Raw genomic sequence first — 11,793 nt, forward strand, 5'->3', positions numbered from 1 at the left:
TCACGCACCTTCCGTGGGGTGGGTCGTCAGCGGGGCGTTCGGACCATCGGGGCTGCTCATCCGGCCGGCGATCACCCGGTCGGCGATCGCGGCCACCTCGGCGTCCGGCATCCGTCGGGCACCGTCGGCGGTCATCACCTGCACCACCGGGAAGATCCTCCGCGTCACGTCGGGTCCGCCCGTCGCGGAGTCGTCGTCGGCGGCGTCGTACAGCGCCTCGACAACCGCCTGCACGGTCTGCTCAGCGGTCAGGTCGGCCCGGTAGAGCTTCTTCAGCGAGCCGCGCGCGAACAACGACCCGGAGCCGACGGAGTGGAACGCCGTCTCCTCGTACCGGCCGCCGGTGACGTCGTAGCTGAAGATCCGGCCCTGGTCGGCGGCCAGGTCGAAGCCGGCGAAGAGGGGTACGACGGCCAGGCCCTGCATCGCCATCCCGAGGTTGGAGCGGATGAGTGCGGCGAGGCGGTTGGCCTTGCCGTCCATCGACAGCGTGCTGCCCTCGATCTTCTCGTAGTGCTCGAGCTCGGTCTGGAAGAGCCGCACCATCTCGACTGCCAGACCGGCCGAGCCGGCGATGCCGACCGCGGAGAACTCATCAGCCGGGAACACCTTCTCGATGTCGCGCTGGGCGATGATGTTGCCCATCGTCGCGCGCCGGTCGCCGGCCATCACCACGCCGCCCGGGAAGGTGGCGGCGACGATCGTGGTGCCGTGGGGCGCGAGGTCGCCGGCGTGTCCCTGAGGTACGGCGCGGCGCCCCGGCAGCAGGTCGGGCGCCTGCTCGGCGAGGAAGTCGGAGAACGACGGGGAGCCCGGCTGCAGGAACGCGGCCGGAAGTCGGGGGTCGCTCAAGGCCTACTCCCCGCCCTTCTGGATGAACGACTTCACGAAGTCCTCGGCGTTGGTCTCGAGCACGTCGTCGATCTCGTCGAGGATGTCGTCCACGTCGCTGTCGATCGCCTCCTTGCGCTCGGCCACGTCGCTCTCGGGGGCGACCTGGGTCGCCTCCTCTGTCTCGGAGGACTTGCGAGGCTGCTTCTGCTCCTGTGCCATACGCCCAACCTATCCACTCAGCGGGTGAGAGCGGTGAACAACTCCTCGGCCGTCTCACACCGATCGAGCAGATCGCCCACGTGGGCCTTGCTGCCGCGCAACGGGTCGATGGTGGGCACGCGCTGCAGCGACTCCCGACCGGGCAGGTCGAAGATCACTGAGTCCCAGGACGCCGCCGCGACGTGGTCGGAGTACTTCTCCAGGCATCGGCCACGGAAGTAGGCCCGGGTGTCCTCGGGCGGGTCGTGCATCGCCGAGTCGACGGCGGCGTCGTCGAGGAGTCGCTCCAGGCGGCCGGCGGCGACCAGCCGGTGGTAGAGCCCCTTCTCGGGGCGGATGTCGGAGTACTGGTAGTCGATGACCTGGAGCTTGGCGTCGTCCCAGGCGAGCCCGTCGCGCTGGCGGTACTGCTCGATCAGCTTCAGCTTCGCGACCCAGTCGAGCTCGCGCGCGCACAGCATCGGGTCGCGCTCGAGGCGGTCGAGCACCGACTCCCACCGCGCCAGCACGTCGAGCGTCTGGGCATCCGCGTCGGCGCCGTACCGGTCCTCGACGTACTTGCGGGCCAGGTCGAGGTACTCGAGCTGCAACTGCACGCCGGTCAGCTTCCGGCCATCGGTCAGGGTGACCGTCTGGCGCAGAGTCGGGTCGTGGGAGATCGCGCGCAGGCCCGCCACGGAGCCGTCGACCGTGAGGTCACTGGTGATGAAACGGTCCTCGATCATCGCCAGCACCAGGGCCGCCGTCCCGACCTTGAGGTACGTCGCGACCTCCGAGAGGTTGGCGTCACCGATGATCACGTGCAGCCGTCGGTACTTCTCCGGGTCGGCGTGCGGTTCGTCGCGGGTGTTGATGATCGGCCGCTTGAGGGTGGTCTCGAGCCCGACCTCGACCTCGAAGAAGTCGGCGCGCTGGCTGATCTGGTAGCCGTCCTCGCGCCCGTCCTGGCCGATCCCGACCCGCCCCGCCCCGCAGATCACCTGCCGGCTCACGAAGAACGGTGTCAGATGGCGGACGATGTCGCCGAAGGGCGTGGAGCGGCGCATCAGGTAGTTCTCGTGGGCGCCGTACGACGCGCCCTTGTTGTCGGTGTTGTTCTTGTACAGCACGATCTGCGGTCCGCCCGGTAGCTGCCCCGCCCGGCGTGCGGCGTCGAGCATGACCTGCTCGCCCGCCTTGTCCCACCGCACGATGTCGAGCGGGGTGGTGACCTCGGGGGTGGAGTACTCGGGGTGGGCGTGGTCCACGTAGAGCCGGGCGCCGTTGGTGAGGATCACGTTGGCCAGGCCCATGTCCTCGTCGGTGAGCTGCGTGGGATCCGCGACCTGGCGGGACATGTCGAACCCGCGGGCGTCGCGCAGCGGGGACTCCTCCTCGAAGTCCCAGCGCGCCCGACGCGCCTTCACCGTGGACGAGGCGTAGGCGTTCACGACCTGTGAGGAAGCCACCATCGGGTTGGCCAGGGGCTGGCCCTGGACCGCGATGCCGTACTCCACCTCGGTCCCCATGACCCGGCGCACGCTCATGTTGCGAGCGTACGCGAGTGGAACACGTCCTACTCTCGGGGGCATGGGCTACTGGACCGACCGCGTGCTGCCCCGCCTGACCGAACGCTCGCTGTCCGGGCCGGAGGTGAGGCAGCTGCGTGTCGTGGCGTGCGCCGGGCTGTCCGGCCGGGTCCTGGAGCTGGGGTTCGGCACGGGTCTCAACGTGGCCCACTACCCGGGTTCGACCACCCAGGTGGACGCCGTGGAGCCCTCCGACGTGGCCTGGGAGATGTCCGCGCGGCGGCGGGCCGCCTCGGCGGTGCCGGTCGAGCGCACCGGGCTCGACGGCCAGCGGCTCGCGGCAGCCGACGGGCAGTACGACGCGGTGCTCACGACGTTCACGCTCTGCACGATCCCCGATGTCGAGCGTGCCCTGAGCGAGGTACGCCGGGTGCTGCGGCCGGGCGGGGTCCTCCACTTCGTGGAGCACGGCCTCGCCCCGGACGCCCGGGTGGCACGGTGGCAGGGTCGGCTCGAGCCCCTGCAGCGGCGCCTCGCCGGCGGCTGCCACCTCACCCGCGACGTCCCCGAACTGGTCGGCGCTCAGCTGGAGATCCGCGACCTGACGGCGAGGAACCTCCTGGCCGTCCCGAGCATCGGTGAGCCCTGGGCCTACGGGTTCATCGGCACCGCGCGCCGCTCGTGAGCGAGGCCGGCGCCAAGCGTGCCGCCGCCGCGGCGACCCGGCTCGGCCTCACGTTCACGGTGACCCGCCACGGTCCGGTCGGCTCGCTCGCGGAGGCGGCCGCGCTGCGGGGGATCGAGCCCCGGCAGATCATCAAGACGATGGTCGTGCGGGTCCAGGAGGGCGACCACCGGTTCGTGCTGGTGCCCGGCGACCGCGAGATCGCGTGGCCCAAGCTCCGCGCGCTGCTGGGGGTCAACCGGGTGTCGATGCCGAGCGCGGCCGCGGCGTACGACGTCACCGGCTACGTCCGGGGCACCATCACGCCGCTCGGGAGCCGGTCTCACTTGCCCGTGATCGCGGACGGGTCGATCGGCGGCACCGTCAGCATCGGGGGCGGTGCGCCCGGTGTCGCCCTGACGGTGGACGCCGCCACGCTCCTCGCGCGGCTCGACGCCCTGGTCGCGGACGTCACGACGGACGGCGCGAGCCAGGCTGGCTGATCCGACCGCTCAGAAGCTGCCGCCGGTCCCGTGGGTGTTGTCGCGGTTGATGATCCCTTGCTGGGTTGCCCAGCCGCGGCCGGTCTCAGCGCCCGGGTCCGGCCGCGGCACGCGCCCCTTCGCGCGGCCGCTGGACCACCAGGCGAGGGCGGACAGGACGACGACGACAGCGAGAACGATGAGCCAGAACATCATGGCGACTCCCCCGACTTGGTGAGACAGACCGCGCCTGTCTCCTCGTTCGACCCTAAGCCGCCGGTTAAGTCCCCGCCAGCAGGCAGCCACTTGTTGATCCCCGTCGTTTGGTCACCAACGACAATTTGGGAGCGATCCCATCTGCGGTTGGTGACCAAACGACAGCACTTCCGTGCTGCCTGGAAGGCGCTCTGATCCGCCCGAACCCGCCGGGCGGCACGGCGCTCAGAGGTACTGACCGGTGTTGGCGACCGTGTCGATCGAGCGGCCCGGTTCGGTGCCCTGCTTGCCGGTGATGAGCGTGCGGATGAAGACGATCCGCTCGCCCTTCTTGCCGGAGATGCGTGCCCAGTCGTCGGGGTTGGTGGTGTTCGGGAGGTCCTCGTTCTCCTTGAACTCGTCCACGCACGCCTGCAGCAGGTGCGAGACCCGCAGACCGTGCTGGTCGTGATCGAGGAAGTCCTTGATCGCCATCTTCTTCGCCCGGTCGACGATGTTCTGGATCATGGCTCCGGAGTTGAAGTCCTTGAAGTACAGGACCTCCTTGTCCCCGTTCGCATAGGTGACCTCGAGGAAGCGGTTCTCCTCGGTCTCGGTGTACATCCGCTCGACGGTCGCCCGGATCATGCCCGCCACGCACGCATCCCGGTCACCACCGAACTCGGTGAGGTCGTCGGCGTGCAACGGCAACGTGGTGAGGAGGTACTTGCTGAAGATGTCACGCGCCGACTCGGCGTCGGGACGCTCGATCTTGATCTTCACGTCCAGCCGACCCGGGCGCAGGATCGCCGGGTCGATCATGTCCTCACGGTTGGACGCACCGATGACCAGCACGTTCTCGAGGAGCTCGACGCCATCGATCTCACTGAGCAGCTGAGGAACGATGGTGTTCTCGACATCTGAGGAGACGCCGGAGCCGCGGGTGCGGAACAGCGAGTCCATCTCGTCGAAGAACACGATGACCGGCGTGCCGCCGCTCGCCTTCTCGCGTGCTCGCTGGAAGACCAGGCGGATGTGCCGCTCGGTCTCCCCGACGTACTTGTTGAGCAGCTCGGGACCCTTGATGTTGAGGAAGTACGACTTCCCCTCCTGGCCGGTCTTCGCCGCGACCTTCTTCGCCAAGGAGTTGGCCACGGCCTTCGCGATCAGCGTCTTGCCACAGCCGGGAGGCCCATAGAGCAGAACACCCTTCGGCGGCTTGAGTTGGTGCTCCTTGAAGAGCTCGGGGTGCAGGTACGGCAGCTCCACGGCGTCGCGGATCTGCTCGATCTGACCCGCGAGCCCACCGATTGACTCGTAGGCGATGTCCGGAACCTCCTCGAGGACGAGCTCCTCGACCTCGGACTTCGGCACCTTCTCGTAGACGTAGCCGGCGCGCGAATCGAGCAGCAGCGAGTCGCCCGCGCGGATGGTGTCACCACGCAGGGGCTCCGCGAGTCGTACGACGCGCTCCTCGTCGGCGTTGGCGATCACCAGGGCGCGGTCGCCGTCGGCGAGCAGCTCCTTGAACATCACCACCTCGCCGACCTCTTCGAAGTCGAGGGCGGCGACGACGTTCAACGCCTCGTTGAGCATCACCTCCTGCCCACGCTGGAGGGTGTCGAGGTCGACGCTGGGGCTCACATTGACCCGCAGCTTGCGGCCTCCTGTGAACACGTCGATGGAGTCGTCCTCGTTGCGGGCGAGGAACGTGCCGAAGCCGGCGGGGGGCTGAGCGAGCCGGTCGACCTCCTCCTTGAGCTTCATGATCTGGTCTCGGGCCTCGCGCAGCGTCTGGGCGAGCCGCTCGTTCTGCGAGGTCAGGCCGGCCAGAGAGCGCTGGGTGTCCGCGAGACGCAGCTCCAGCCCACGGGAGCTCCCGGGGCTCTCGGTCAACCGGCGGCGGAGGTCGGAGATCTCCTCCTCCAGGAGCCTGACCTGGCTCGCGAGCTCCTCAGGGCTGCGACCACCCGCGTTGGACACGCCATCCGATGTCGACATCAGCGCCACCTCCTGTGCGAATGACCCTACCCGCGAGCGGTGACGACGAAAGCCCCCATTTCACGATGTCGCTCACGATTTGGGCGCACAGAACCATTGCGGTTTGGTCACCAACGACAGCCGCGGGCCGCCAAGACTCGTCGTTGGTGACCAAACCGCGGAGGTTTCGACGGCGGGGCTAGGCCGGGTCGGGGGTGTCGTCGACGGGGACGTCCGCAGGACGGGGACCGGTGTAGTCGGGGCCGTAGGCGCCGGGCGCGGGTCGGCGCCGCTTGAGCGGAGGCCGCTCCCCGGGGGCCATCCGACGGGCGGTGACGAGGAACGCGGTGTGGCCGATCATCTTGTGGCCGGGGCGTACGGCGAGGCCTTCGACGTGCCAGTCGCGCACCAACGACTCCCAGGCCTGCGGGTCGGTGAACCCACCGTGGACGCGCACGGTCTCGACGAACCGCGACAACTGGGTGGTGGTGGCGACGTACGCGCACACGATGCCGCCCGGTCGCAGAGCCTCGGCGGTGGCGTCCAGGCACTCCCACGGGGCGAGCATGTCCAAGATCACCCGGTCGGCGCGGGCACCCGACGCGGGCAGCGCCTCGGCGAGGTCACCCACGGTGAGCCGCCACGCCGGGTGGCTGACGCCGTCGGGAGCGCCGAAGAACTGGTGGACGTTGCGGCGGGCGACCTCCGCGAACTCCTCGCGCCGTTCATAGGACGAGACGGACCCGAACGGTCCGACCGCGCGCAGCAGCGAGCAAGTGAGCGCTCCGGAGCCAACCCCGGCCTCGACGACGTCGGCGCCCGGGAAGATGTCGGCGAGGGCGACGATCTGGGCGGCGTCCTTGGGGTACACCACGGCCGCTCCGCGCGGCATGGACACCACGAACTCGGACAGGAGCGGGCGGAACACGAGGTACTCCCCGCCGGCCGAGGAGGTGACGGTGAAGCCTTCCTCGCGGCCGATCAGCTCGTCGTGGTCGAAGTGGCCCCGGTTGGAGAAGAACCGCTTTCCGGCCTCGAGGCAGATGTTGTGCCGCCGACCCTTGCTGTCGGTCAGCCGCACCCACTCTCCGGCGCGCAGCGGGCCGCGGTGGACACCGGACCAGGCCTCGAGGGGTACGTCGGGATGCTCGGACACGGCCGGAACCCTAGTGGGCCGCGGCGCGGAACGCCCTATCGACGTCGGCGGTGGCGAGCACGCCGACCAGCGAGCCGTCCGGCTCGACCAGGAGATACTCCGCGGCCGGCGTACGGCTGATCGCCATCACCAGCTCCTCACCGCCCAGGTCGGCGGGCAGGCGCAGCCCCTCCTCGAGGGAGCGGGAGACCGCCGAGACTGCCACCCAGGGTCGGCGGTCCTGGGGCGTTGCCTCCACAGCAGCCTCACTGACTATGCCCTCGGGCACACCCGCGGAGGTGACCGTGACGATGCTGCCCGCCTCCGCCTCCTGGGCCCGTCGTACAGCCTCGGCAAGGGGTAGGTCGCTTGGGACGGCGAGGGTACGCCGCGCGAGCTGCCGCGCCACCAGGTGCGGCAGCCGGCTGCGCAACCGGGCGGCGGCCATCGCCGCGGTCGAGCCGGACCAGAGGAATGCCGCTACGACGAAGCCGAGGACGAAGTCGACCGTGTCCGGAGCGGTTCCGGTGACCCGCTCCTGGGCCAGCGGCCAGAGCAGGGCGGCGGCTGCTGTCACCCGTCCACCCCACCCGGCCACGATCGTCCCGCGGTGCACGTTGCCGGTGGCCCGCCAGACGACCGACTTGAGCACCCGCCCACCGTCGAGGGGAAGGCCCGGAATGAGGTTGAGGACGCCGACGAGCAGGTTGGCCCCGGCGAGGCCTTCGACCGCCATCAACAACAGGCCGTCCGGCGTCAGCTCCCGCAGTCCGAGCGCGAGCACGCCGACCGCGAGGGATGTCAGGGGGCCGACGACCGCGATGAAGAACTCCTGCCGAGGCTTGCGGGCCTCGCCCTCGATCGCGGTCATGCCGCCCAGGAAGTGCAGGGTGATGGAGGAGACCTGGAAGCCGTACCGCCGGGCGACGACCGCGTGCGACGCCTCGTGCATCAGCACCGAGAGGTAGAGGATCACCGCGAACGCGAGCCCGGCGACGTACTTCCAGGCACCCAGACCGGGCTGAGCCTGCTCGACCCCGGGCGCCACGATGATCGAGATCAGGCCCGCGACCAGGAACCAGGAGGAGGAGACCAGAACGTCACTGCCGGCGATCGTGCCGACCTTGAGCGTGCCCGGTGGGCGGGGCCGGGGCGGGGAGTCGGGCACACCTCGAGGCTAGCCGACCGGGCAGGGCCGGCCCCGGCCAGCGACCCGCCCAGCGACCCTGGCCGTCAGGATGGGCGTCGGTGGGGCCGCCTAAGGTGAGCGGCATGAGCACGCAGTCCGAGTCGCCCGCGACCCGGGTCTCGACACCAGTGGACGGCGTCGACGTGCTCGGAGCGCTCTCCCCCAGCCGGGCCGGCGACTTCTTGAGCTGTCCTCTCCTCTACCGCTTCCGCACCGTCGACAAGCTCCCCGAGCCGTTCTCGCCCGACGCCGTGCGCGGCACCGTCGTGCACAAGGTGCTCGAGGACCTCTTCGACCTGCCTGCCGCCGAGCGCACTCCCGCGCGGGCGCAGTCGATGCTCGAGCCTGCGTGGGCGGTGCTCGTGGCGCAGGAACCCGAGCTCGCCGAGCTGTTCCCCGACGACGGCGAGGGTGCACAGGCGGCCGGGTGGCTCGCGTCGTGCCGGGTGGTGCTGGAGCGCTACTTCACCTTGGAGGACCCGCGTCGGCTCGAGCCCGCAGAGCGGGAGCTGTACGTCGAGACGCTCCTGGACTCCCGCCTGCTGTTGCGTGGGTTCGTGGATCGCATCGACGTGGCGCCCGACGGGTCGATCCGGGTGGTGGACTACAAGACGGGCCGCTCCCCCGGCGAGATGTTCGAGGCCAAGGCGCTGTTCCAGATGAAGTTCTACGCGCTGGTCATCTGGCGGACCCGAGGCGTCGTGCCGGCGATGCTGCAGCTGGTCTACCTCGGCAACGGCGAGCTGCTGCGGTACGTCCCCGACGAGCAGGATCTGCTGGCCACCGAGCGCAAGGTCGAGGCCATCTGGCGCGCCATCCGGCGGGCGGCCGAGACCGGCGACTGGCAGCCCAGTCCCGGCCGACTGTGCGACTGGTGTGCTCACCGGGCGATCTGCCCGGCCTGGGGAGGCACGCCCCCGCCGCTGCCCGTCGACGGGCCGCCCCTCGACCTGTCCGGGGACGAGCGCGCCGACTAGCTCGGTCTCGAGAGTGTCGTCGTTTGGTCACCAACCACAGATTGGGAGCGATCCCATCCGTGGTTGGTGACCAAACGGCGGAGATTCCCGGCGCGGTGGTGGCGAGGGGAGGCGGCGGTCAGAGGCCGTTGCGCTCGGCCCAGAGGGCGGCCTGGGTGCGGTCGGCGACGCCGATGCGGGCGAAGGCAGAGGTCAGGTGCGCCTTCACGGTGCGTTCGCTGATGTCGAGCCGGCGGGCGATCTGCTTGTTCGCCAGGCCCTCGCGGACCAGGGTGAGCACCTCGGTCTCACGAGTGGTCAGCTGGACCTGCGGTGAGCCGGCGCGGACACCGAGCAGGGCGCGGGCGGCCTTGGGGTGCAGGGGTGACTCGCCGCGGCTGACGGCGCGGATGCCCTGGAGCACGTCCTCGGGGTCGGCGTCCTTGAGGAGGTAGCCCACGGCGCCGGCGTCGAGAGCGGCGATGATCCGCTCGCTGTCGGAGAACGACGTCAGCACGAGGACGTCGACGCCGAGGCGTTCGGCCATGATCGCCCGGGTGGCGTCGACGCCGTCGACCAGCGGCATCTGCAGGTCCATGAGCACGACGTCGGGCCGGATCCGGCGTACGACGTCCAGCGCCTCCGCGCCGTTCGCAGCGGTGCCGACCACCGTGATGTCGTCGGTGCCCGCCAGCAGCTGCTCGAGGCCCGCCCGGATCACGGCGTGGTCGTCGACCAGCACCACCCGGATCGGCTCGGGGGTCGTGGGTGTGGTCGTCACTGGGCTGCAACCTCCATGTGGACGGTCGTCCCCTCGCCGGGGGCGGACCTGAACTCGAGTACGCCGCCGTTGTCGGCGACCAGGCTGCGCAGGCCGCGCAGGCCGTAGCGATCGGGGTCGCGCACCGACCTGGGGTCGAACCCGACCCCGTCGTCGACCACCTCCAACGTGAGCCGGTGCCCGTCGCCGCGGACGGTGACGGCGACGGTGGATGCTCCGGCGTGGCGCAGTGCGTTTCGGACGGCTTCCTGAGCGACCCGCCAGACGAGTGCCACCTTCGCGTCGGACGCGATCTCCGCACCCTCGACGCTCACCGAGGCCTGAGCCCCGGCAGCGGCGGCCGGGGCCGTGAGATCGGCGAGCGCTGCGGCCAGACCGTCGGCACGCAGGTCGGGTGGGTGGATCTCGGCAAGCAGGGAGCGCAGCGACTTCAGGCTGTCGCGCAACGACGACCCGGCGCCTTCGAGGGTCTCCCGCGCTTCGGGGACCGTGTCGGGGCTGCGTGAGACCGCACTGATCGCGAACGCGGATCCGGCCAGGTCTTGGACGACGCTGTCGTGCAGGTCGCGGGCGATCCGGCGCCGTTCCGCGTCGGAGGCGTCCATGGCGGATCGCAGGAGCCGCTCGCGCTCCGCGCCGGCGTGACGCAGCTGGCGGGTGAGCGCCACCAGGATCGCGGTGGCCACCAGGGCGAGGAGCCCCAGGCCGCCGAGGGTGATCCAGCGGAAGGAGGAGAAGATCTCGGCCTGTCGTTGACCCAGCTCGTCGAGGGTGAAGTACGTCTCGACGAGGACCGGCTTGCCCTCGGGCGACTTCGCCCGCGCGTAGATGCGGACCATGCCGTCGGTGTCCTCGTCGACCAGGCTGTGGGGCGCTGCGGACCCGGACTCACCGGCGATCTCCGAGTCGACCCCACCGTCCTTGAGGATCTTGCGCTGGTCGGCGTCGAGCCTGAGGTCGAGGGAGCGCACGTTCTTGATCAGCACCAGGAGCTCGCTGGTGTAGACCAGGCGCCCGTCGCGCGACCAGAGGTTGATGCGGAAGGGGCGGTCGACGTCGAGCAGGCGCGCCTTGATCTCCAGGTCGAACTGGTCGAGCATCCCCGTGAACTTCTCGACGTTGTCCGGGCGCAGGTTGACGAGCCCGCGTGGCATCTCCGGCCCGATGACCGACTGCGCCAGCAGCTGGGTCGTGCGCTCGGCCTCGGAGATCGCCTCGTCGGAGGCGGCTCGGTGAGCGAGGTGGTTCACGCCGACGAGGATCGCGCCGGCGGTCACCAGTCCGATGACCAGGAACAGCGTGATCGGACTACGGACGAGCCTCAACCGTCGGACCTTTCGCTCGGGTCCGCTCAGAATAGGCGTCAGTACGACAGCGCCGTCCGGCAGACCTCGCCGGTGCGGAGGTTCTCGGCCCGGAACGTCACGTCGTCGGCGCCGTCCCAGTTGATCATGGTGCGCGAGACGCGGAAGGCCAGGTCGACGTCCTCACGCCCGCGGGCCCGTCCCTCGAAGGAGACTTCGCCGTTGTGGCGCATCCGCCACTCCCACACGTCGCTGTCGTCGCTCCAGACGACGCCGATGACGACGAGTCGAGAGCTGTTGCCGTCGAGGGTGCCCACCTTGAGCTTGGCGCGGCTGTCGGTGCCGGACCCGCACGGGTCCCGGTCCTGCTGGACATCCGTTGCGTTCCCGCCATCACTCGCCAGCGCGATAGGAGCACTGACAAGGGCCGCTGCACCCAGCGCAAGGCTGAGCACGATGGCGGGAACGCGTCGGACGAGCATGATGAACCTTTTCGGACCTATCCAGGTGGAACAGCTCCCCCCGAGATGTCCCTATCCTCTGACG

The 11,793-nt window shown here is 70.0% G+C and carries 13 protein-coding genes; 3 read left to right on the plus strand and 10 right to left on the minus strand.

The window, feature by feature from the left end; translation table 11 throughout:
* The 3 genes from prcB to dop are packed head-to-tail and all read right to left on the minus strand — an operon-like array spanning position 1 to position 2,573.
* On the minus strand, positions 1-852 hold the full coding sequence (gene prcB, locus AC3ANS_RS10545) for a proteasome subunit beta (protein WP_488296116.1): 852 nt from the start codon (positions 850-852) through the stop codon (positions 1-3).
* A 3-nt stretch (positions 853-855) separates the two neighbouring features.
* Positions 856-1,053 carry a ubiquitin-like protein Pup gene (locus tag AC3ANS_RS10550; RefSeq protein WP_488296117.1) on the minus strand — a complete coding sequence of 66 codons (198 nt, stop codon included), beginning with the start codon at positions 1,051-1,053 and terminating at the stop codon, positions 856-858.
* A 17-nt stretch (positions 1,054-1,070) separates the two neighbouring features.
* Positions 1,071-2,573 (minus strand): depupylase/deamidase Dop, encoded by a 1,503-nt coding sequence (gene dop / locus AC3ANS_RS10555; RefSeq protein ID WP_488296472.1) that lies wholly within the window; start codon positions 2,571-2,573, stop codon positions 1,071-1,073.
* A 49-nt stretch (positions 2,574-2,622) separates the two neighbouring features.
* Between dop and AC3ANS_RS10560 the strand changes: the two genes are divergently transcribed.
* Both AC3ANS_RS10560 and AC3ANS_RS10565 read left to right on the plus strand, forming a co-directional pair.
* Positions 2,623-3,246, plus strand: a complete 624-nt coding sequence (locus AC3ANS_RS10560; protein WP_488296118.1) for a class I SAM-dependent methyltransferase — start codon at positions 2,623-2,625, stop codon at positions 3,244-3,246.
* Positions 3,243-3,728 (plus strand): aminoacyl-tRNA deacylase, encoded by a 486-nt coding sequence (locus tag AC3ANS_RS10565; protein WP_488296119.1) that lies wholly within the window; start codon positions 3,243-3,245, stop codon positions 3,726-3,728. The genes AC3ANS_RS10560 and AC3ANS_RS10565 overlap by 4 nt, the downstream gene beginning before the upstream one ends.
* A 9-nt stretch (positions 3,729-3,737) precedes the next feature.
* Here the strand turns inward: AC3ANS_RS10565 and AC3ANS_RS10570 are convergent, their stop codons facing one another.
* From AC3ANS_RS10570 to AC3ANS_RS10585, 4 genes are all read right to left on the minus strand, one after another.
* Positions 3,738-3,923, minus strand: coding sequence for a hypothetical protein (locus AC3ANS_RS10570; RefSeq protein ID WP_488296120.1), 186 nt, complete (start codon positions 3,921-3,923; stop codon positions 3,738-3,740).
* A gap of 225 nt (positions 3,924-4,148) precedes the next feature.
* Positions 4,149-5,903: a proteasome ATPase gene (arc, locus tag AC3ANS_RS10575; protein ID WP_488296121.1), complete on the minus strand. Its 1,755-nt coding sequence runs from the start codon at positions 5,901-5,903 to the stop codon at positions 4,149-4,151.
* 178 nt (positions 5,904-6,081) lie between these two features.
* Positions 6,082-7,038: a tRNA (adenine-N1)-methyltransferase gene (locus AC3ANS_RS10580; protein ID WP_488296122.1), complete on the minus strand. Its 957-nt coding sequence runs from the start codon at positions 7,036-7,038 to the stop codon at positions 6,082-6,084.
* A 10-nt stretch (positions 7,039-7,048) separates the two neighbouring features.
* On the minus strand, positions 7,049-8,185 hold the full coding sequence (locus tag AC3ANS_RS10585; protein WP_488296123.1) for a site-2 protease family protein: 1,137 nt from the start codon (positions 8,183-8,185) through the stop codon (positions 7,049-7,051).
* A gap of 104 nt (positions 8,186-8,289) precedes the next feature.
* Between AC3ANS_RS10585 and AC3ANS_RS10590 the strand changes: the two genes are divergently transcribed.
* Positions 8,290-9,183 (plus strand): RecB family exonuclease, encoded by an 894-nt coding sequence (locus AC3ANS_RS10590; protein ID WP_488296124.1) that lies wholly within the window; start codon positions 8,290-8,292, stop codon positions 9,181-9,183.
* 118 nt (positions 9,184-9,301) lie between these two features.
* Here AC3ANS_RS10590 and AC3ANS_RS10595 read toward each other — a convergent pair whose 3' ends face one another.
* Genes AC3ANS_RS10595 through AC3ANS_RS10605 form a run of 3 tightly spaced genes read right to left on the minus strand, consistent with a single transcriptional unit; the run spans position 9,302 to position 11,729 of the window.
* Positions 9,302-9,943, minus strand: coding sequence for a response regulator (locus AC3ANS_RS10595; protein WP_488296125.1), 642 nt, complete (start codon positions 9,941-9,943; stop codon positions 9,302-9,304).
* Positions 9,940-11,268 carry a sensor histidine kinase gene (locus tag AC3ANS_RS10600; RefSeq protein WP_488296126.1) on the minus strand — a complete coding sequence of 443 codons (1,329 nt, stop codon included), beginning with the start codon at positions 11,266-11,268 and terminating at the stop codon, positions 9,940-9,942. Before AC3ANS_RS10600 ends, AC3ANS_RS10595 begins: the two co-directional genes overlap by 4 nt.
* A gap of 38 nt (positions 11,269-11,306) precedes the next feature.
* Positions 11,307-11,729 (minus strand): hypothetical protein, encoded by a 423-nt coding sequence (locus AC3ANS_RS10605; RefSeq protein WP_488296127.1) that lies wholly within the window; start codon positions 11,727-11,729, stop codon positions 11,307-11,309.
* Positions 11,730-11,793 lie beyond the last annotated feature (64 nt).

It is taken from the genome of Nocardia sp. 149-1B, assembly GCF_057747975.1.